Here is a 21,721-nt window from a genome sequence, read left to right as displayed (position 1 = left end):
ACCCCACCAATAACACGACCGCAGCCGGATCGGCTTGCGGTCGTTTTTGCAGGATGAACCGATGTCGCGGATTCTTATTCTCGGAGCCGGCAGGGTCGGCTCCTCGGTCGCCGAACAACTGGTCCAGGAAAAATACGACGTCACCATCGTCGACAGCAATCCGGCGCTACTCAAACCACTGGCCGATCGCCTCGACCTGCGCACCATTGTCGGCGAGGCCGGTTCCCCGCTGACACTGCGCGAAGCGGGCGCGGCGGATTGCGACCTGATGCTGGCAGTCACGCCCAGCGACGAAGTCAACATGGTTGCCTGCAAGATTGCGCACGAACTGTTCAATGTGCCAACGCGGCTCGGGCGTATTCGCCAGAGCGATTACCTGCAGCAGCCACAGCTGTTCAGCGAAGCAAATTTCGCCATTGATCACGTCATCACCCCGGCCCAGATTGTCACCGACTATCTCGTCAGCCTGATCGAAACACCCGAAGCGCTACAGGTACTCGATTTCGGTGCCGGACGCGCCCTGATGGTCGCGGTGCGCATCCAGACCGGTGCGCCCATGGATGGCAAGGCCATCAGTGATCTGCAACAGGCATTGGGGAGCGCAGAATGCCGAGTGGTTTCGATCTATCGCAAAAACCAGCGCATTCGTCCCAACGGCGACAGCGTACTGCACGTCGGCGATGAAGTGTTCATCGTCGCGGCGCAGCGGTACATCCGTAAAGTCATCCGTGAATTCAGTGCGGGGGAAAAACCCATTCGTCGCGTCACCATCGCCGGCGGAGGCAATGTCGGCTTCAGGCTGGCGCATGCCATCCAGGGCGACTACCAGGTCAAGTTGGTCGAATGTGACCGCAGGCGTGCGCAATGGCTGGCCGAAGCACTACCTGCAACGCTGGTGCTGCACGGCGAAGCCACCAACGAGGATCTGCTCGAAACCGAGCAGATCGAACGCTGCGATCTCTTCCTGGCACTCACCAGCGATGATGAAGACAACATCATGTCATCGCTGCTGGCCAAGCAGATGGGCGCAGGTAAAACCATTGCGATCATCAACCGCAGCAGTTATGTCGATCTGCTGCAAGGTGGACGCATCGACGTCGCACTTTCGCCGGCACAAGCCACCATTGGGTCGCTGCTGGCCCACGTCCGCCGCGGCGACATTGTCGCCGTACACAGCTTGCGACGAGGCGCCGCCGAAGCGATCGAACTCATCATTCACGGCACCCAAGACACCTCGCGGGTCATCGGCCGGCGCATCGAGGAAATCAAGCTTCCCTCGGGCGTGGATCTTGCAGCCATCATCCGCGGCGATGCCGTCATCATGGCGCACCATGATACGGTGCTGGAAAGCAACGACCATCTGATTCTGTTCATCGACAACAAGACCCACATCCGCGAAGTGGAAAAGCTCTTCTCGGTCAAGCTGGGTTTCTTCTGAGCGACGCCATGGCTCTCTCCCGCCGGATTCTTCCCGTTGCCAATGTGCTGGCCCGTGTTGCCGGCATTTTCTCGCTTTCCCTGATCGCCCCTATCGCGCTGGCCTGGTATCACGATGAACGCGCACTGTGGCCCTTCATCGACGCACTGATTGGTCTGCAGCTTGCCTGCGCGCTGATCTTTCTTTTCACCCGCCGCTTCAAGCGTGAAATGCAGGCTCGTGACGGCTTCGTGCTGGTAGTCGGCTTATGGACGGTCCTGCCTGCCGTCGCCGCAGTGCCGCTCATGCTGTACAACCCGCAGTGGAATTTCACAGATACCTATTTCGAGGCCATGTCAGGGTTAACCACCACCGGGGCCACAGCATTCGCCGGACTTGACCAGCTGCCAGCCTCGATCAATCTCTGGCGTCATCTGCTGAACTGGCTCGGCGGCATGGGAATCATCGTATTGGCCGTCGCCATCATGCCGCTGCTCGGTGTCGGCGGGATGCAACTGTTCAAGGCGGAAACCCCCGGCCCGATGAAAGACGCCAAGCTCACTCCGCGCATCCATGAAACTGCACGCAATCTCTGGCTGGTCTATGCCGGCCTCACCCTGGCATGCACCCTCCTACTGAAATACGCCGGCCAGATGAGCTGGCTGGATGCGGTCTGCCATGCCTTTGCCGCGTTGTCGCTGGGCGGGTTTTCCACGCATGATGCCAGTGTCGGGTATTTCAATTCACCCGTGGTCGAAGGCATTCTGATTGTCTTCATGCTGCTGGCAGCAACCAACTTTGCAACGCACTATCTCGCACTCACCGGTCGCCGCCTGTCCATCTACTGGCGGGATAGCGAATTCAAATCAATGCTGCTGCTGGTAATCGCCAGCACTCTGCTGCTTGCAGTCTATCTGTTCTGGCACGGCACCTATCCTGCTTACCTCACATCGTTACGCCATGTTGCATTCAATCTGGTTTCAATTGCCACCGACAGCGGCTTTGCCAGCCAAGATTTCGGCCAGTGGCCCATTCTGGTGCCACTGTGCATGCTAATGCTGTCCTGCATCACCGCCTGCGCAGGCTCGACCGGCGGCGGGATCAAGATGGTTCGCACGCTGGTACTGTGGCGTGAATCGGGACGGCAGCTAACCAGCCTGGTTCATCCGCAGTCAGTACTCCCTGTTCGGGTAAACGGCAACGTCATTCCCGGTCAGGTGATTTTTGCTGTAATGGGATTCGTGTTTCTCTACATCGGCAGCATTATCATCATGACGCTGGCACTGCTGCTCACAGGACTGGACTTCATCTCGGCCTTCAGCGCCGTACTGGCCTGTATTAACAATGCCGGTCCCGGACTTGGTGTGGTCGGCCCAGCCAACAATTACGGAGCACTTAGCGACATCCAGATCTGGATCTGCAGCTTCACCATGCTGCTGGGACGGCTGGAAATCTTCTCGGTGCTGGTGCTGCTCACCCCCACCTTCTGGCGTAACTAAACAACAAAGCCGGAGAACTCCGGCTTTGTTTTGATCAATATGCCAATTCCCGTATTACACCGCAGGTGACGAATCCCAGCGACCGCCAAGAGAGAGCAGCAGGGAAATTCGCTGGTTTAATTGTGCGGTCTGTAGCTGGATCAAGCCCATCTCGGCAGCAAGAACACTTTGCTCACGCTGCAGTACACTGCGCGGATCCCGCGACCCTACCTTGACCCGTACCTGCTCTCTGGCGAGCAGTTGCCGCTGATCGGCCAGCTGAGTCTGCAGATAGCCGGCACGGCGCTTCATTGATTCCTCGGCCCGTAAACCGGACTCTACCTCCTGTAGTGCATCCAGTGCCTTGCTGCCATAGGCAAGTGCAGCCTCTTGCTGTACGGCTGAGTAGTAATCGGCTTGCCCCTGCAGCTGTCCACCGGTAAACAAAGGCGCAAGGAAGCTGGCGCTGATACCCTTGATTGGGTTATTGGCCTGATTAAGCAGAAACACATCACTGCTGATATCGGTAATGGCCGCAGATATCGATAGCTTGGGCAACCGCGCGGCTTCGGCGGATTGCTGCATATCAAAAGCAGCGGCGACCCTGCGCTCCGCAGCCACGAGGTCGGGGCGACGCTCCAGCAAATTGGCTGGCAAACCCGCCGGAGGTGCTGCAGGCAACTCGGGCAGGGCCGCCGAAGCAGTCAGCTCACCGGCCGGATAGCGTCCAAGCAGCACTTCCAGAGCCTGCGCGGCCTGCACCCGGGCCAATTGCAACTGTCCCAGCTTGTCGCGCTGCTGCTGCAGGGCGCTACTGACTTCCAGTAGCTCGCTTTCCGCACTGATACCGGTATGTACACGCTGGGTAGTAATTGTCAGCAAGGACTCTTGGCTAGCCACTAGCGCTTGCTGCCGCAGCTCCAGCTGCTGGTACTGCACCAGTGCCAGCCAAGCCCTGGCCGTAGCAGCTGCAATCAGCTGCTCGGCCCACTGACGGTCTGCATCACTGGCGGCCAGTGCATTTTCGGCAGAGCGCGCCTGCGCACGGACTCGCCCCCACAAGTCAATTTCCCAGCTCGCAGAGAGCGACAGGACTTCGGTATCACTTTTGCCAACGACTCCCGCAACACCAACTGCCGGATAAAGAGTTCCGCCGTTGACCGAAACCATCGCTCTCGCTTGTTCGACACGAACCGCCGCGAGTTTGAGATCCCGGTTATTGGCAACGGCCTCGGCGACCAGTGCGTGCAGTTGCGGATCGGCAAAATCAGCCAACCAGTTGCCCGCGACCTGCCCCGCCGTCGCTGATGCCGACCATGTGCTGCTGGCTTGCAGCGCAGGCAACTGCTGCTCACGCAAAGCTCTGGCATCCGGAGCAGGCTGCAAGGCGCAGCCGGCAAGCCCGGCCACCAGCATCAGCACCAGCAAACACCTGTTCTGAGGAGAATGATCCATGATTTCTCCTTAGTGCAGCTTGAGCACGAGATAATTCAGCTTGCTGTTCACGCGCATGATGACCTTGCGCAGGATGTGAATGGCCGCGACATGCTCGGTATAGATGGCTCCTGCCCCCATGGCGCCAGTGGGCAAGGACAAGGTCTTGGATGGGCCATCCAGCTTGAGCTTGACCGCGAAGCGATTGGGCGGCGGCGCATAAGGCCCGGTGTTAGGGACAGTTCCTCCAGTACCTGTCGCCGACATGCCAGCCTGCGGGACAACCCCCTGGGATTGTGCCCAGATCACCGAATCCACCCGGGCCTTGATGATTTCACCCGGATGCGTCTCCAGCGCCACCTCCGCCTCGTTACCGGGCGCCACACCATATAGCTCGTTCTGATGGTAAAAGGCGATCAGCTCCTGTTCGTCTTCAACAAAACTGAAAGCCGGCGCCATGGGCATCGGCACCAGCATCGTTCCGACGCGCACCTGCAGATTGATCACGCGGCCATTCGCTGGTGCGCGGTAAACCGTCTGATCCAGCTCCCATTGTGCATTGGCCAGCTGGCTTTCAGTCGCAGCGCGCTGAGCACGGGCAGCAGCGATCGCAACATACTCTCCCTCGCTGCGCGCGGACAGCTGTTCTTTGGCTTGGGTTTCAGCAGACTGGGCACTCACCAGCTCACCCTCCAGTTCGCGCACGCGTGTTTGTGCGTCTTCCAGGGCAAACTTGTCTCCCGCACCAGCGGCAACCAGCTCCTGATGCTCCTGTAGCCGCCTGCGAGCCAGATCAAGCTTTGCCTGGGCCGCCGACACCTTGCCCGCTGCGCCCTTGACCGATGCACTCAACTGGCGAGCTGCGGCCTCGGCATTGGCCACATTGGCATCATCGGCCTTGAGCTTTGCCTTGAGCTGCTTGACTGCGAATTCGTAATTGGTAGGATCAATGCGCAGTAGCACATCCCCCTTGCGGTAACTGCGGTTTCCCTCAACCGCCAGCTCGATCACCCGTCCTTTAACCTGCGGTACGACCTGCAATACCTTGTTCATGACGCGGACATCCGCAGACGACGGTGCGACCACGTTGAGTGTCAAAATCAGCGCGGCCATCCCCACGACTGGAATGGTGATCACGATAACCATGGAGACCTTGTTCCACGGCAGCCATTTGAATTTGAAAAAGATCAGCCAGACAAAGAATGCATAAATACCGAGCAGTATCGCTTCCATTTAAGCCTCTCCCTCATTGCGCTTGGTTGAGGCCAGTGCGGCCTTCAGTTCGGCAATCTCGGCACGCAGAGCAGCCAGCTCGCTGGCCTCCCCTGCAAGCTGCTGATCCAGCTTGGCCAGATGCGCTTCATCTTCCTGCAGTTTGTGTTCGTGCTCGTCGACGACCTTGTCGGTACCGTAGGCCAGCTTGTACATCACGGGTTTGGTGTAGGCCCAGAGCCAAGCCAGCGGCCACAGCAGCCCACCGAACACCAGTGACAACATGCACAATGTCTGGATCGCGTCTTTTTGCGGATGATGGCGCTTGTGAGCGATTTTCTCGGGCAGGATATGCACCATCCAGAACAGATAGATTCCTCCCACCGGCATGGCGATCAAGATGATCCAGGCCAGTGCATTCGCAAAGGCATCCAGCGTTTCGCCATGCATGAATGACGCATGCGCGGACTGGGCCAGCAGCAGCAAGGCCATGGCCGGCAAAGCAAAAAAGCGCTTCATATTTCCCCCGAAGTACCGCAGTAAATAGCTGAATCAGCCTGTTTGCGAGTAGGCACCTAGGGTATATCCCTGATGCAATCAGGGCAATTGCAACGCCCGTCGGCATACCGAAAGTACAACGTCCGCAGGAACCTTCGCCTGCGGGCGCAGTCAAGCGGGGCGTTACTTTCTTGCGAGTCACACCATGTCTTCAGCCAGTTTTGTTCTGTTTTCCCTGGGCATCGCCGGCCTGATCGTGATCAGCCAGTTCCTGCATGCGCGCCATGACAAGACGGACATTCGGATCATGGCGGTCTTCACCGCAGTCTGCCTCGGCGCCGCCGCTCTGCTTAGCCTGCCGGCACTGGAAACCCATGCGGCAGGCTAGCTCAATCACATCGCACGATAATTCGGTCCGCTGCCGCCTTCCGGCGTAACCCAGACAATATTCTGCGTAGGATCCTTGATGTCACAGGTTTTGCAATGCACGCAGTTCTGCGCATTGATCTGCAACGTGGCTGCACCGCTCTTATCGACGATCTCATACACGCCAGCGGGGCAGTAGCGCGTTTCCGGCGCGGCATACTGCGCCAGATTGATGGCAATCGGCACGGCCGAATCTTTGAGCGTCAGGTGATCGGGCTGGCGGTGATCGTGGCTCAGATTGGCCAGCACCAGCGAGCTCATGCGGTCAAAGCTCAGCACACCATCGGGCTTCGGATAGGCGATCGGCGCGTAATCGGCCGCCAGCCCGGTCGCGGCATGATCGGTTTTTCGGTGGCGCAGCGTCCATGGCAGACGCACGCCCAGCGTGGAGAGCCACAACTCCCCCCCCGCCAGCAGGGTTCCGCCCAGCGTACCGAAGCGTGACAGCATGGGCTTGATATTGCGTACCGACTCCAGCTCGCGACCAGTAGCTGATGTGCGCAGCGCCGCTTCGTAGTCCGCTAGGCAAGCACCACGCGCACCGCGTACCAGTGCGGCAGCAACGCTTTCTGCGGCCAGATGCCCCGAACGGATCGCATTGTGGATCCCCTTGATGCGCGGCACATTGACCATGCCGGCAGCACAGCCCAGCAGCAGCCCCCCCGCAAACGCCAGTTGCGGCAACGACTGCCAGCCGCCTTCACTAATCGCTCGCGCACCGTATTCCAACCGCTCTCCGTCCTTGAGCATGGCCTTGATACGGGTATGCGTCTTGAACCGTTGGAATTCCTCGAACGGCGACAGATACGGGTTAGCGTAATCCAGATGCACGACAAAGCCGATCGCTACCAGATTCTCGCCATAGTGATACACAAAACTGCCGCCGCCGGTATCGTTAGCCAGCGGCCACCCCAGCGTGTGCTGTACCAGTCCCGGCTGATGCTGGCTGGCCGGCACCCGCCAGACTTCCTTGATGCCGATGCCGTATTTCTGATGACCACAGGCTTTGCGCAAATCCAGTTGCGCTTCCAGCTCGCCGGTTAGCGAGCCACGTGTACCCTCGGCGACCAGCGTATAAGCCGCATGGATTTCCATGCCCGGTGCAAAGCTGGCGGTTTCATTGCCCTGTTTGTCACGTCCCATGTCACCGGTAATGACACCCAGCAGGCGCTTCTCGCCATCGAGAATCGGCGCCGCGGCACTAAACCCCGGATAGATTTCCACCCCCAGCGCTTCGGCCTCGCTCGCCAGCCAGCGGCACAACTCGCCGAGGCTGAGAATCACATTTCCCTCGTTATGCAGAACAGGCGGCTGACTCCAGTTCGGCAATTGCCAGCCACTATCCTCATCGAGCACCAGAAAGCGATCCTCGCTAACCGGCGTAAAATTCAAACCACTGCGAGCACGCCAGTTGGGCAGCAGCGCATCCAGTGCCGAAGGGTCAAGTACCGCGCCCGACAGGCTATGCGCACCGACTTCGGCCCCCTTTTCCAGCACGCAGACACTGGTATCGGGTGAGAGCTGTTTCAGACGGATTGCCGCGGCCAAGCCGGCTGGCCCTGCGCCGACAATCAGTACATCGTAATCCATCCGGTCGCGCTGCATGGCGGCTCCTTATTCACAAAATAGAATATTAAAATCAATTTAATCTGCTTTACAAATATTCTACGCCGGCGATATAGTGATTGCAACGTATCGAAAGGACTTGGCATGAAAGCACTCGTCGCCATCAAACGTGTACTGGATTACAGCATCCAGGTGCGCGTCAAACCCGACCAGACCGACGTTGATCTGGCCGGCAGCAAAATGAGCATCAACCCCTTTGACGAAGTCGCCATCGAAGAAGCGCTGCGCCTGAAAGAAGCCGGCATCGTCAGCGAAATTGTCACTGTTACCATCGGGGCCAGCGTCGCTCAAGATGTGCTGCGCCACGCACTGGCGATGGGCGTTGACCGCGTGACCCTGCTGGAAACCGACACCGCTCCCGATTCACTCGGCGTGGCCAAGCTGCTGGCCGCACTCGTCAAGGACGAGCAGCCGGGGCTGATTCTGCTGGGCAAGCAGGCGATCGACGATGATGCGGCACAAGCCGGGGCGATGTTGTCGGCGCTGCTGGGCTGGCCGCAGGCAAGTGCCGCATCGAAGATTGTGATTGCCGACGGCAAGGCGCTCGTCACCCGCGAAATCGATGGTGGTACGCAGACGGTGCAACTGACTCTGCCCGCCGTGATAAGCGCCGACCTGCGCCTGAATGACCCGCGCTTTGTGAAGCTGCCCAACCTGATGATGGCGAAGAAAAAGCCGATCAACACGGTCACCGCCAACAGCCTTGGCGTCCCCTTTGCCGCACGCCAGCAACAAGTACGTGTTTCCGAACCAGCCCAGCGCCCGGCCGGCGTGCTGGTGAAGTCTGTAGCGGAACTGGTCGCAGCACTAAAGGCGAAAGGAGCCCTGCAATGAGCACACTACTGCTGGCCGATCATGACGGCCACCAACTAAAAAAAGCCACCCTGCAAGCCATCACCGCCGCGCAGGCCTTTAACACTCCGGTTGACGTGCTGGTGCTCGGTTCTGATACTGCGGCCGTTGCCGCACAGGCCGCCAGCATCGCTGGTGTTGCCCGGGTGATTGCCGTATCGGCCCCGCATCTGGCACATCTACTGCCCGAAGATGCCGCCGCCATCATTCTCGGTCAACTCAATGCTGGGTATACGACGGTAATCGCTGCACATACTACGCTGGGCAAGGATACCCTTCCCCGTGTTGCCGCCCTGCGCGATGTCGGCATGGCCTCCGACGTGATTCGCATCCACGCCCGTGGCCAGTACGAGCGGCCGATTTACGCGGGCAATGCGATCGCCACCATCCATAGCGATGAGGCCATGCAGGTACTGACCATCCGCGCCACCAGCTACGCCGCAGCAGCAGCGGGCAACAGCGCCGAGATCATCAGCCGCAGCGCCCCGGCCGCACAGGCCGGCAGCCAGTGGCTGGCAGATGACCATAAAATTTCTGATCGCCCCGAATTGGCCACTGCACCGGTGGTGGTCTCCGGCGGGCGGTGCCTCGGCGAGCGTTTTGACGAAGTACTGGCGCCACTGGCCGCCAGGCTCGGTGCGGCACTGGGCGCCACCCGTGCCGCCGTCGATGCCGGCCTGGCGCCGAATGAAATCCAGGTCGGCCAGACCGGGACGATTGTCGCCCCCGAGCTGTATATCGCGGCCGGCATTTCCGGCGCGGCGCAGCATCTGGGCGGCATGAAGGACAGCAAGGTTATCGTCGCGATCAATACCGACCCGGACGCGCCGATTTTCAAGGTAGCCGACATCGGCATCGTCGCCGACCTGTTCGACGTGGTACCCGAACTGACCCGTCAACTCGGATAAAGCAGGTATACGGCCATAGCCCAATAATTAATTCGGCCGCATAGCAATACATATAAAGGTATAAAAATGAGCGCCTACAACATTCAGAAAGTGCTGTCCGTTCACCACTGGAACGACACGCTGTTCAGCTTCAAGGTGACGCGCGACCCGGGCCTGCGCTTCGAAAATGGCCAGTTCGTCATGATAGGGCTGATGGTCGATGGCAAGCCGCTGATGCGTGCCTACTCGGTCGCCAGCGCCAATTACGAGGAGGAGCTGGAGTTCTTCTCGATCAAGGTGCCCAACGGCCCGCTGACCTCGCGCCTGCAGAAAATCCAGGTTGGCGACGATCTGCTGGTGAGCAAGAAGCCGACTGGCACGCTGGTGCTCTCCGACCTGCTGCCCGGCCACAATCTCTATTACCTCAGCACCGGCACCGGGTTGGCGCCGTTCATGAGCCTGATCAAGGACCCGGAAGCCTACGAGCGTTTCGACAAGATCGTGCTGGTACACGGCGTGCGCTCGGTGAGCGAACTCGCTTACGCCGACTACATCGAAAACATACTGCCGAACGACGAATTCCTCGGCGAGATGGTCCGCGAGAAGCTGATCTACTACCCGACCGTGACGCGCGAACCCTTCCGCAATCAGGGCCGGCTCACCGATCTGATCACCTCGGGCAAGCTGTTCGACGATATCGGTCTGCCGCCGCTTGATCCGGCCACTGACCGCGCGATGCTGTGCGGCAGCCCCGCCATGCTGCACGACACCGCCGCGCTGCTGAACAAGCTGGGCTTCGAAGTCTCGCCGCGCACCGGAACGCCGGGTGATTATGTGATCGAACGGGCGTTTGTCGAGAAATAAGCGTTAGCACTTGTCAGAAATCCAGCCCATACTGAAAGCCCGCTACGTTTGCGCGGGCTTTTTCTTGGCAGGACACATGGATTTACTGCAACTCGATGGCCAGAACGACATCAGCACCCGGCCACTGGTGCTGATCATCGACGACAGCCAGCTCAATCAGCGCATTCTGCAGGCGCTGCTGGCTGACCTTGCCGATACCCTGTGCGCCGGTGACGGGGAAAGTGGGCTGCAACTCGCCCGCAGCAAGCGTCCCGATCTGATCCTGCTGGATGTGGAAATGCCAGGCATGGATGGCTACGCCGTCTGCCGCGCGCTCAAGGACAGCGAATTGACCGCTGAAAGCTCGGTGATTTTTGTCACCTCGCACAATGACACCGAACATGAACTGGCGGCGCTGTCTGCTGGTGCGGTCGATTTTGTCAGCAAGCCCTTCAATCAGGCCGTGGTGCGTGCCCGCGTGCAGACCCACCTGACCCTGCAGCGGCAAACCCAGTTCCTGCGGGGGCTGGCCAGCCGGGATGGCCTGACAGGCACCTACAACCGCCGCTACTTCGACCAGCAATGGCAAACCGAATACCGCCGCCATTACCGCCAAGGCGAATCACTGGGGCTGGCACTGATCGACATCGATTACTTCAAGCTGGTCAACGACACACAAGGCCACGCTGCCGGCGATGATGTACTGCGACTGGTGGCGCGCTGCCTGATCCAGTCACTGCGCCGGCCAGCAGAATTCATCGCCCGCTATGGTGGCGAAGAATTTGCCGCCGTGCTGCCCTGCTGTACCGCAGAGGAGGTGCTGGCTACCGGCGACTGGCTGCGCCAGCAGGTGCAATCGCTGCAATTGCCACACCAGAGCCCGACCGGGCTGGGCGTGGTGAGCATCAGCGTCGGTGTGTTTGCCGCCAAGCCTAGTGATGCCTTGCCTGCAGGAGCATACCTCCAGGCCGCCGATCATGCCCTGTATGAAGCCAAGCAACAGGGACGCAACCGGGTTATTGCCGGCGCCTCGCTGACCGGCTGATCAGTTGCTCACCGCTTGCAGCTTGGCATAGGCCACGGCCAGCCACTTGCTGCCGTGTTCAGCAAAATTGACCTGCACATTGCCGTTGGCGCCGCCTTCGTAATCCGTCACGACGCCAACGCCGAAGCGGTGATGCTGCACCGTCATGCCGATCGCCAGACCATGCTCGGGCGCAGCCTTGGGAGTTGAGGGGGTATGGGTCTCTTGCTTGCTGATATAGGCGGTTTGCGGAGCATACCCTCGGTTCAGATAGCGCAACACCTCGGGCGGAATTTCACCCAAGAAGCGGCTGCCCGGCGCATAGCGGGTCTGGCCGTGCAGCATGCGGCTTTGTGCCAGCGACAGATACAGCCGGCGGCGTGCGCGCGTAATAGCGACATACATCAGCCGGCGTTCTTCTTCGAGCGCCTTCGGGTCGCTCATGCTGTTTTCGTGCGGGAAGAGCCCCTCTTCCAGCCCGGTCAGGAACACCGAATGAAACTCCAGCCCCTTGGCGGCATGCACGGTCATTAGCTGGATTGCATCCTGCTGCGCATTGGCCTGATGATCTCCCGCTTCCAGGCTGGCGTGCGACAGAAAGGCGACGATGGTGTTCTCGTCCTCGGCAATAAAAGCCGCAGCCGCCGTCACCAGTTCCCCCAGGTTTTCCAGCCGGTCTTCGCCATCCTTGTCGGCGCGGTAATGAGCCGTCAACCCGGAGAGCTCCAGCATGATCGCCACAACTTCCGGCAGGGGCAGGCCTTGCGTTTGCGTGCGCATCACCTCAACCAGCTGCACGAACTTGCCGACCGCGGCACCACTGCGCCCCAGCCCGCCCGAGCACGCGACCTGCCACAGCGAGGTGCCGGCCAGTCGCGCGTTTTCCTGCAGCGTATCGACCGTGCGCGCTCCGATACCACGCGTGGGGAAATTGATCACGCGCAGCAGCGCATTGTCATCTTCCGGGCTGGCAATCAGACGCAGGTAGGCCAGTGCGTGCTTGATTTCCTGGCGCTCGAAAAAGCGCAGCCCGCCATACACGCGATAGGGCACACCGGCGGTAAAGAGCCCGTGCTCCAGCACGCGGGATTGCGCATTGCTGCGATACAGAATGGCAATGTCATTGGCTGGCACACCATCACGAATCAGTGCCTGCACTTCGCCAACAACAAATTCGCATTCGTCGAAATCACTCAGGCCTTCGAATACGCGCAGCAGTTCGCCGTCTTCGGAATCGGTCCACAATTGCTTGCCCAGCCGGTTGCGGTTGCAACTGATCACGGCATTGGCCGCCGTGAGAATATTGCTGTGCGAGCGGTAATTCTGCTCCAGCCGGATCACATGCTTCACCGCAAAGTCGCGCTGGAAGTCGTGCATATTGCCGACATTCGCGCCACGGAAAGCATAAATCGACTGATCATCATCCCCTACGGCAAACATCGCACTCTCAGGACCGACCAGCAGTTTCAGCCAGGCATATTGCAGGGTATTGGTATCCTGGAATTCATCGACAAGCACATGGCGGAAACGCTGCTGATAATGTGCGCGCAGACTGGCATTGCCATTGAGCAATTCATAACAGCGCAGCAGCAACTCAGCAAAATCGACCACGCCCTCACGCTGGCATTGCCGCTCGTATTCCTCATACACCGCCTTCATCACCCGGCTGTGCTCATCCCAGATCTGCAAGGCCGCAGAACGGATACCCGCTTCCTTGTTGCCGTTGATGAAATGCTGGCAGGATTTGGCCGGATAACGCTCATCGTCGATATTGAGCAGCTTCAAGACCCGCTTGATGGCGGACAACTGGTCCTGGCTATCGAGAATGGCGAATTGTTCCGGCAGGCCCGCATCACGGTGGTGCAAGCGGAGCATCCGGTTGCACAAGCCGTGAAAGGTGCCGATCCACAAGCCGCGCGGATTGAGCGGCAGCATGGCCGTCATGCGCGCCAGCATTTCCTTGGCGGCCTTGTTGGTAAAGGTGACGGCGAGAATGCCGGCCGGGCTGACCTGCCCCGTCGACAGCAACCACGCCATGCGGGTAGTGAGCACGCGGGTCTTGCCGGAGCCGGCGCCAGCCAGAATCAGCGCGTGCTCCGCTGGCAATTCGACCGCGGCGGCCTGTTGCGGATTAAGGTTGGCAGTCAGCGAGGCATTCATGGCGTGATGGTTCAGGCAAAACGCCATTTTACAGGAGCAATCCGCCCAGCGCTAAACCACGCCAGCCGGAAAAGCAAAACGGGATGGCATGCCATCCCGTTTTGCAATTGCAGTGCGAGTCCGGTCAGGCAATGCGCAGTGCTTCGATATCACCGCCATTGCCGAGGAAATCGATAACCCATTGCGGCTTGCGACCACGGCCAGTCCAGGTTTGCTCCGGATTGGCGGGATTGGCAAACTGGGCGACGCCGGCAGTCTTCTTGCCTGCAGCCGCCTTTTTACCGCCAGCGGCCAGCGCCAGCAATTCAGCCAGGGTATAGCCACTTTCGCTGGCCCGGGCTTCGATATCTTGCAGCAGTTGACGCTTTTCCTGATCCTTGCGGCGAACCAGTTCGACGTCCAGACGCTTGCGCAGTTCAACCAGTTCATTGTAATTCAGGCCGGACAGATCCATCAGGTGCACTCCGAATAATTAACAGTCAAATTGTGCTGGCATTATGGAACGCATAAACACGAAATGGCAAGAAATGATTATTGTGTATTTGCACTTTCAATCAGCCAGCCATTCACTTTCTGCAATACCGACTCATCCAGCGCACCCGTGGCTGCCGCCAGCTGTAATCCCGCATAAAGATAGGTGTATTTGGCGACCACCAACTGATAGCGGGTTTCGTAATAGCGCTGATTGGCATTGAGTACATCCACCATCGTGGATACACCGACCTCATAACCCAATTTGGTTGACTCCAGCAGCGACTGGCTGGAAACCAGCGATTGCTGCAACGCGCGTATTTGCGCGGCACCGGCAGTCACCCCGAGGAATGACTGGGTCGTGGCCTGTTCGACATCCCGGCGCGTGGCCTCCAGCCTGTCCGCCTGCTGGTCGCGATTAGCGACGCTTTCGCGGTATTGCGAGGACATGCGTCCGCCAGTAAACAACGGGATCGACAGCTGCACGCCGACCAGCGCCTGGCCACTGCGATCGGTACCACCATTGCGCGAAAGGTCCTCACGCTGGTAGTTATTGCCATAGCTGGCGACAAGATCGAGTGTCGGTGAATATTCCGTGCGGTAACGGTCAATTTCACGACCGGCAATGGCCAGATTCAATTGCTGCGCCTGCAATTCCAGGCTGCCTTTCCCCGAACGGCTCAACCATTCATCCAGCACATTGGGCTGGGGCGGCAGTGGTTCACGATCAGCAATGGTCGCCAGGCGAGCGTTAGCTTCCCCGGTAATCAGGCGCAGGGCATTCTGCTTGACCGCCAGTTCGTTGCGGGCAACGATTTCCGCGGCAGTGGTCGCGTCATAGCGCGCTTTAGCCTCATTGACGTCGGTAATGGTCGCCACGCCCACCTCGAAGGATTTCTGCGCCTGGGCCAGCTGCTGGGAGAAAGCCTCGAGCTGCGCCACGGCCAGGGTCACCTTTTCCTGCGCGGCCAGCACTTCGAAGTAGGCCAGCGACAGTTTCAGCATCAACTGCTGCTCGGTCAGGCGAAACTGCACCTCGGATAGATCACTCTGCTTGCCCAGCTGGTCGGCCGCCACAAACGCATCCATGCGGAACAGCGGCTGCGTCAGCGAGAGCGCATAGCGATACGTGTCGCCACTGGTGTTGGCACGAGGATTGGTGAGGGTTGGCACACCGGGATCATTCTCCTGGCGGACGTGGCTGGCTCCAGCGGCTAGCTCGACCTGTGGCAGCAGTAGTGCCCGCCCCTGCACCGCCTTTTCCTTGCCGGCAAGCAGGGCCTGCCGGGCCGCCGAGTAGGATGGATCGTGCTGCTTGGCCGCCTGCCAGGCACCGACCAGATCCAGAGCACTGGCTGGTAACGCCAGTAAGGTTGCAAAAGCGAGGAATAGCGGTTTGAGCTTCATTGGATTATCCACAGCAGCAGGCCGGCCCATGCCGGCCCAGTTTCAATGCGAGTGTGCCATTTCGGGCAAGTTGTCGTCTGTACCATTCTTGCGCAGTGCCGCAGGGGTATCCGGCCGGATGCGGAACCAGGCAGCATACAGCGCCGGCAAGAACAGCAGGGTTAGAACCGTTGCCACCAGCAGCCCCCCCATGATGGCCACAGCCATCGGCCCCCAGAAGGTTTCGCGCGACAGCGGAATCATCGCCAGAATGGCTGCCGCCGCAGTCAGCATGATCGGCCGGAAACGGCGTACCGCAGATTCAACGATCGCATCCCAGGGCCGTTGACCCGAGCCGATATCCTGCTCGATCTGATCCATCAGGATGACCGAATTGCGCATGATCATGCCCATCAGCGCAATCACGCCCAATTGCGCCACAAAGCCGAAGGGCGCCTGGAAAACCAGCAGTGACAGCGTCACCCCGATCAGCCCCAGCGGCGCGGTCAACAACACCATGATCATGCGCTGGATCGACTGCAACTGCAGCATCAGCAGCGTCATCACCACGATCAGCATCAGCGGCATCACGACAAAAATCGAGCGCTCGCTCTTTTGCGAGGACTCCAGCGTTCCCCCGGTTTCGATGTGGTAGCCCACCGGCAAACTGGCTTGCAGCGCGCGGATTTTTGGTTGCAAGGCAGTGCTCACATCCGGGGCCTGGGCGCCCATCACGTCGGCACGAACGCTGATGGTCGGCACCCGGTTGTAACGCCAGACGATGCTCTCCTCATTCTCCAGTGACAGCGTGGCCACCTGCGACAGTGGTACCGAACGCCCGTCGGGCAATTGCACTGGCAAACTCTGCAGGAAATCCAGCCGCGAGCGTTCTCCCTCGACCAGCCGCGCTACCACCGCAATGCTGTCGTTACCTTCCCGCAGCTGGGTTGCGGTCACGCCGGATATCGCCATCTGGAGCATTCCGGCAAGCTGCTGCGAATTCAGACCCAGCTGGCGCAGACGATCCTGATCAACCGTCAGTCGCACGGTTTTGACTTTCTCCCCCCAGTCGGTGTGTACCTGCCGGGTATACGGACTGTGCTTCATGATTTCCATAACCTGCGCAGCAATACGGCGCAATGTATCCTGATCGGGCCCGGAAATACGGAACTGCACGGGATAGCCAACCGGCGGACCGTTCTCCAGACGCGTCACCCTGCCACGGACCTGAGGAAAATCGCGGGCAAACAGCTCGGTAATGCGCCGGTAGACCTTGTCGCGGACAAACTCGTCCTTGGTCATCACGGTGAGCTGGCCAAAGTTTACATTGGGCATCTGTTCGTCCAGCGGCATGTAGTAACGGGGCGAGCCGGCGCCGACATAACTGGTGATGTGCGCAACATCCGGGTCCTTCAGCAGGATCGCTTCAAGTTGTTTCACTTCACGCTCGGTCGCAGCAAACGACGCGGCGTAGGGTAGCCAGAGATCAACCATCAGTTCCGGACGACTGGAGGCGGGGAAGAACTGTTTCGGGATAAACAGCGCAAACACGGCCAGCGCCAGCACGAATGCTGCCCCCGTCAGAGCCATAGTGGTTTTGCGCCAGGTCACGCACCAGATCACGGTCCTGCGGAATGCCTGATAGAAGCGTCCCTGATAGACATCGTGATCCTCGTGCACCGGCTTTTCCGGCAGCAGCAGATACCCCAGATACGGCGTGAAAATCACGGCCACAAGCCACGATACAATCAGCGAGATGCCGACAACGGCGAAAATCGAAAACGTATATTCACCTGCATCAGACTTGGCAAGGCCTACAGGTAGAAACCCTGCCACCGTAATCAGCGTACCGGTCAGCATCGGAAACGCGGTCGAGGTATAGGCAAACGTGGCAGCCCGGAAACGGTTCCAACCCTGCTCGAGCTTGAGCGCCATCATCTCCACCGCGATGATCGCATCATCAACCAGCAGGCCAAGCGAAATCACCAGTGCCCCCAATGAAATGCGCTGCAACTCGATATTGAATAACTTCATCAGCAGGAAGGTGATCGCCAGCACCAGCGGGATCGACAGCGCCACCACTACGCCAGTACGCCAGCCCAGGCTAAGAAAGCTGACCGCTAGCACGATAACTACGGCCTCCAGCAGCGATTTCATGAAAATATGGATCGCGTTCTGTACCACCGCAGGCTGATCGGAAACCGTATGAAACTCGACGCCGACCGGCAACGCCGTCTTGAGCCGCGCCAGCGTACCGTCGATTTCCCGCCCCATGGCGATCACATCGCCCCCGCCGCGCATCGAGATGCCCAGCGCCAGAGCCGGCTGTCCCTGATGGCGAATCGTCGTTTCCGGCGGGTTGACCGTCGCCCGGTACACCGTCGCCACGTCCTCCAGCCGGAAAGTGCGGCCGTTTACCGTAATTGGGGTGCGCTTGATCGTGCTGACCGCATCAAAACCACCGGTCACGCGCAGAAAAATGCGTTCGTCCAGTCCCTCGACCACCCCGGCGGGGGTCACGGTATTGGTCGCCGCGAGCACCTGGTTGATCTGGAAAGGGCTGACCCCGACGCTGGCCAGTTTGGCGGTGCTGTATTCGACGTAGATTTTTTCGTCCTGTACTCCCAGCAGCGTCACCTTGTTCACATCATGGATGCGCAGCAACTCGTTACGCGCCATCTCGGCCCAGTGCTTGAGCTCGGGCAGCGAAAAACCATCGCCGGTGATCGCGTAGAGATTGCCGTAGGTATCACCGAATTCGTCATTGAAGAATGGCCCGACCACACCCGATGGCAGATTGCCCTGTGCATCCCCGATGCGCTTGCGGACCTGGTACCAGGCGTCGGGCACCTCCTTGCGCACGCTTTCGCGCAAGACAATCGTGATCAGCGACTCGCCGGCACGAGAGTAGCTCTTGGTGTAATCGATATACGCGATGCCCTGCAGTGCCTCCTCCAGCCGGTCGGTGACCTGCTCTTCGACTTCGCTTGCCGATGCGCCCGGCCAGAAAGCACGCACAACCATCGCCTTGAAGGTAAATTCGGGATCTTCTTTCTGTCCGAGCTGGGCATAGGCCAGAATACCCGCCAGCGAAAGCACGGCCATCAGATAGAGCACCAGTGAGCGGTGCTTCAGTGCCCAGGCCGAGAGATTCACGTTACTGAACATGGCTGGCCACTCCACTCGCCGAGGCCCCGAGCACGCTGACTTTCTGCCCTTCCTGCAGCAGGTGCACGCCAGCCGTGACTACCTGTTCACCCGCCTTGACCCCGCGGACCAGCACCAGATTATCCCGATAGGCCAGCACGGCCACTGCGCGACTTGCCACTCGACCGTCCTTGCCCAGCAACCAGATGCGTTGTTCCCCCCCTCGCCCGAACAGCGCGGTCAGCGGCAATGCCACTCCATTGACAGCCAGCGGCTTAGCATCATTAACAAACACGGATGCCGACATGCCAAGTGCCGGTGCTTGCGGCCCGACCGGCAAAGCCACTTTGACCTGATAGGTGCGCGCCACCGGATCGGCGGCAGGCGACACTTCGCGCACGGTAGCGGGGAGGCGAGCCTCCGTGGCCCAGAGCTCGACCTGCACCAGGGCCCCCGGCTTGAACTGCTGCTGACGGCCTTCCGGAACATCAAAGACCACATCCCGTGCCCCGTTCTGCGCCAGAATAACCACAGGCTGCCCCGCACCGACTACTGCCCCTGGCTCGGTTTCGATGCGCGTGACAACCCCTGCGACATCGGTGGTGAGCTGCGCATAACCGGATTGGTTGCTGGCCATCTGCGCCTGCGAACGTGCCTGCTCAAGCTGCTTTTTCAGCGCATTGACCTGGGTCGCCCGACGATCCACCTCAGCCTGACTGACAAACTTGCGTGCCAGTAAATCTTCGCTGCGCTTGAGGTCCAGCTCGGCCTGGCTAAGTTGTACCTGCGCGGCATCCACTTGCGCTGCAGCCGCCTGAGCCTGCAGTGCCACATCCCGCCCATCAAGCAGCGCAATAACCTGCCCCGGCTGCACGGAATTACCGACCTCGACCTTGCGACTGACCAGCTTTCCACCAATCCGGAAGGATAGCGGCACTTCCTGCCTAGCTCGCACCACCCCGGAATACATCATTTCCCCCGGTGTACTGGCCTCCGCCACCGTCAGCAACCTGACCGGGCGAACCTCCTCGACAACCTGCGGTGTCCGTTCGCCACATCCGGCAAGTAAGACAGCCAGAATTGCACTCGCGCCAATCAGGGCAGAACTAAAGGGTTTCATGCTTTCTCCCGGGCACGCAGCCCTTGCAGCAAGAGGTCACAGAGAGTCTGGATATAACGCCGCCCGTCGAACTCCGCCGGCAGACAACAGGTCAGCGAATGGCGCATCACCATGGCCATGACCACTGGCGCACAGATGGCGGTCAAGGCGTATTCGACGTCGAGCGGGCGAAATTCGCCGCTGGCGATCCCTTTCTGCAGCAAGGCACGGATCATGGCATCACCGGGCTCGATGAATTCCTTCTGGTACATCTCGGCCACCTCGGAGAAGTTGCCTGCTTCGGCAATCATCAGCTTGGGCAAGGCCGCCAGCGGGGTTTCGCCCTGCAACTGCCACCACATCTGCAGCAAGGCACACAGTTGTTCGCCAGCACTCAGATGGGCCATTGCCAGCAGGCGGGCTTCGCCCTCCTGCAACTTGGGTAGCAGCATGTCACGCAACATGGCTTTGAAGAGTTCTTCCTTATTGGTGAAATACAGATAGGGCGTTCCCCGGCTAACACCCGCAGCACGCGCGATGTCTTCCATCTTGGTCGCTGCATAGCCTTTTTCCGCAAACAGGGCAAAGGCGGCGCTGATGATTTCACTGGGGCGGGCTTCCTTGCGGCGCCCGCGCGGAGACGGCATCTCAGGCATGACGGACAACTAATGAATGAACGTTCATTTACTATACGCCTGCCATGTACATTTCCGCCATCGTGCCCCACGTAACCGTATGTCCATGCGCGCAAACGGGTCGAAATCCCGCTGCGATGCCGTACTGCTGGTGTACAATCGCGGCGATTTTTCCTGTTCCAGCAAAGGCCAGCCATGACCACGATCACCGCAGCCGACAAGGCCAATATCCTTTCCGAAGCCCTGCCCTATATCCAGCGCTTCACCGACAAGACTATCGTCATCAAGTACGGCGGCAACGCCATGATCGACGAGGAGCTCAAGGAAGGCTTCGCGCAGGACGTGGTACTACTGAAGCTGGTCGGCATGAATCCGGTTGTCGTGCACGGTGGCGGCCCGCAGATCAATGAACTGCTGGATCGCATCGGCAAGAAAGGCGAATTCATCCAGGGCATGCGTGTGACCGATGCGGAAACCATGGACGTGGTCGAGATGGTGCTGGGTGGCCATGTGAACAAGGAAATCGTGTCGCTGATCAACAAGCACGGCGGCAAGGCAGTTGGCCTGACCGGTCAGGACGGCCACTTCATCCGTGCGCGCAAGATGTTCCTTAAGGGCGCATCCAGCGACGAACTGGTCGATATCGGCCAGGTGGGTGAAATCGAAAAAATCGATCCGTCCATCGTGTCGCACCTCGATGCAGCCGACTTCATCCCGGTTATCGCGCCGATCGGCGTCGATGCCAGCGGCGAGAGCTATAACATCAATGCCGATCTCGTTGCCGGCAAGCTCGCCGAAGTACTGAAGGCCGAAAAACTGATCCTGATGACCAATATCCCGGGCGTGATGGACAAGGACGGCAATCTGCTGACCAAGCTGACGGCTCGCCGCATTGATGAGCTGTTTGCCGACGGCACCATCTCGGGCGGCATGCTGCCGAAAATTTCTTCGGCACTTGACGCAGCCAAATCCGGCGTCAATTCTGTTCACATCATCGACGGACGTGTGAAGCACGCCCTGCTACTGGAAGTGCTGACCGAAGCGGGTGTAGGTACGATGATTCGCGCGCGCTAAGCCTAATGAACCCCGACAACGCCGGCTTTATTGCCGGCGTTGTCATTTTGTC

General features: G+C 59.6%; 18 protein-coding genes. 8 read left to right on the top strand and 10 right to left on the bottom strand.

The window, feature by feature from the left end; translation table 11 throughout:
- Positions 1-61 precede the first annotated feature (61 nt).
- Both trkA and INR99_RS14820 read left to right on the top strand, forming a co-directional pair.
- On the top strand, positions 62-1,438 hold the full coding sequence (gene trkA / locus INR99_RS14825; RefSeq protein WP_194117154.1) for a Trk system potassium transporter TrkA: 1,377 nt from the start codon (positions 62-64) through the stop codon (positions 1,436-1,438).
- An 8-nt stretch (positions 1,439-1,446) separates the two neighbouring features.
- Positions 1,447-2,916 carry a TrkH family potassium uptake protein gene (locus INR99_RS14820; protein ID WP_194117153.1) on the top strand — a complete coding sequence of 490 codons (1,470 nt, stop codon included), beginning with the start codon at positions 1,447-1,449 and terminating at the stop codon, positions 2,914-2,916.
- 54 nt (positions 2,917-2,970) lie between these two features.
- Here INR99_RS14820 and INR99_RS14815 read toward each other — a convergent pair whose 3' ends face one another.
- From INR99_RS14815 to INR99_RS14805, 3 genes are read right to left on the bottom strand one after another with little or no spacing between them, the layout of a single operon-like run.
- Complete coding sequence (locus INR99_RS14815) at positions 2,971-4,350, bottom strand: efflux transporter outer membrane subunit (protein ID WP_194117152.1); 1,380 nt, start codon at positions 4,348-4,350, stop codon at positions 2,971-2,973.
- Positions 4,351-4,359: 9 nt separating this feature from the next.
- The gene (locus INR99_RS14810; RefSeq protein WP_194117151.1) at positions 4,360-5,562 is read right to left on the bottom strand and encodes an HlyD family secretion protein; all 1,203 of its coding nucleotides are present in this window, start codon (positions 5,560-5,562) and stop codon (positions 4,360-4,362) included.
- Positions 5,563-6,060 carry a DUF3302 domain-containing protein gene (locus INR99_RS14805; protein ID WP_194117150.1) on the bottom strand — a complete coding sequence of 166 codons (498 nt, stop codon included), beginning with the start codon at positions 6,058-6,060 and terminating at the stop codon, positions 5,563-5,565.
- 184 nt (positions 6,061-6,244) lie between these two features.
- Between INR99_RS14805 and INR99_RS14800 the strand changes: the two genes are divergently transcribed.
- Positions 6,245-6,427, top strand: a complete 183-nt coding sequence (locus INR99_RS14800; RefSeq protein ID WP_194117149.1) for a hypothetical protein — start codon at positions 6,245-6,247, stop codon at positions 6,425-6,427.
- 5 nt (positions 6,428-6,432) lie between these two features.
- Here INR99_RS14800 and INR99_RS14795 read toward each other — a convergent pair whose 3' ends face one another.
- On the bottom strand, positions 6,433-8,070 hold the full coding sequence (locus INR99_RS14795) for an electron transfer flavoprotein-ubiquinone oxidoreductase (protein WP_194117148.1): 1,638 nt from the start codon (positions 8,068-8,070) through the stop codon (positions 6,433-6,435).
- A gap of 105 nt (positions 8,071-8,175) precedes the next feature.
- Here INR99_RS14795 and INR99_RS14790 point away from each other — a divergent pair, with 105 nt between their 5' ends.
- The 4 genes from INR99_RS14790 to INR99_RS14775 all read left to right on the top strand — a co-directional run bounded on the left by INR99_RS14790 (position 8,176) and on the right by INR99_RS14775 (position 11,718).
- Complete coding sequence (locus INR99_RS14790) at positions 8,176-8,925, top strand: electron transfer flavoprotein subunit beta/FixA family protein (protein ID WP_194117147.1); 750 nt, start codon at positions 8,176-8,178, stop codon at positions 8,923-8,925.
- Positions 8,922-9,851, top strand: a complete 930-nt coding sequence (locus tag INR99_RS14785) for an electron transfer flavoprotein subunit alpha/FixB family protein (RefSeq protein WP_194117146.1) — start codon at positions 8,922-8,924, stop codon at positions 9,849-9,851. The genes INR99_RS14790 and INR99_RS14785 overlap by 4 nt, the downstream gene beginning before the upstream one ends.
- Before the next feature lie 66 nt (positions 9,852-9,917).
- Positions 9,918-10,694 (top strand): ferredoxin--NADP reductase, encoded by a 777-nt coding sequence (locus INR99_RS14780; protein ID WP_028452834.1) that lies wholly within the window; start codon positions 9,918-9,920, stop codon positions 10,692-10,694.
- A 76-nt stretch (positions 10,695-10,770) separates the two neighbouring features.
- Positions 10,771-11,718 (top strand): diguanylate cyclase, encoded by a 948-nt coding sequence (locus INR99_RS14775; protein ID WP_194117145.1) that lies wholly within the window; start codon positions 10,771-10,773, stop codon positions 11,716-11,718.
- Here the strand turns inward: INR99_RS14775 and INR99_RS14770 are convergent, their stop codons facing one another.
- From INR99_RS14770 to INR99_RS14745, 6 genes are all read right to left on the bottom strand, one after another.
- Positions 11,719-13,857 (bottom strand): UvrD-helicase domain-containing protein, encoded by a 2,139-nt coding sequence (locus INR99_RS14770; RefSeq protein ID WP_194117144.1) that lies wholly within the window; start codon positions 13,855-13,857, stop codon positions 11,719-11,721. It abuts the gene before it with no gap.
- 124 nt (positions 13,858-13,981) lie between these two features.
- On the bottom strand, positions 13,982-14,311 hold the full coding sequence (locus INR99_RS14765) for an H-NS histone family protein (RefSeq protein WP_194117143.1): 330 nt from the start codon (positions 14,309-14,311) through the stop codon (positions 13,982-13,984).
- A gap of 77 nt (positions 14,312-14,388) precedes the next feature.
- On the bottom strand, positions 14,389-15,735 hold the full coding sequence (locus tag INR99_RS14760; protein ID WP_194117142.1) for a TolC family outer membrane protein: 1,347 nt from the start codon (positions 15,733-15,735) through the stop codon (positions 14,389-14,391).
- A 42-nt stretch (positions 15,736-15,777) separates the two neighbouring features.
- Positions 15,778-18,882, bottom strand: coding sequence for an efflux RND transporter permease subunit (locus tag INR99_RS14755; RefSeq protein WP_194117141.1), 3,105 nt, complete (start codon positions 18,880-18,882; stop codon positions 15,778-15,780).
- Complete coding sequence (locus INR99_RS14750) at positions 18,872-19,981, bottom strand: efflux RND transporter periplasmic adaptor subunit (RefSeq protein WP_194117140.1); 1,110 nt, start codon at positions 19,979-19,981, stop codon at positions 18,872-18,874. Before INR99_RS14750 ends, INR99_RS14755 begins: the two co-directional genes overlap by 11 nt.
- Entirely contained in the window at positions 19,978-20,616 is a 639-nt protein-coding gene (locus INR99_RS14745) for a TetR/AcrR family transcriptional regulator (protein ID WP_194117139.1), read from the bottom strand. Before INR99_RS14745 ends, INR99_RS14750 begins: the two co-directional genes overlap by 4 nt.
- Before the next feature lie 174 nt (positions 20,617-20,790).
- Here INR99_RS14745 and argB point away from each other — a divergent pair, with 174 nt between their 5' ends.
- Positions 20,791-21,669 (top strand): acetylglutamate kinase, encoded by an 879-nt coding sequence (argB, locus tag INR99_RS14740; protein ID WP_194117138.1) that lies wholly within the window; start codon positions 20,791-20,793, stop codon positions 21,667-21,669.
- Positions 21,670-21,721 lie beyond the last annotated feature (52 nt).

Source organism: Chitinilyticum piscinae (assembly GCF_015223195.1).
In the GTDB taxonomy this organism is placed as follows: Bacteria; Pseudomonadota; Gammaproteobacteria; order Burkholderiales; family Chitinibacteraceae; genus Chitinilyticum; species Chitinilyticum piscinae.
The sequence above is the reverse complement of the archived record's forward strand: the minus strand, read 5'-3'. Positions and strand labels throughout refer to the sequence as shown.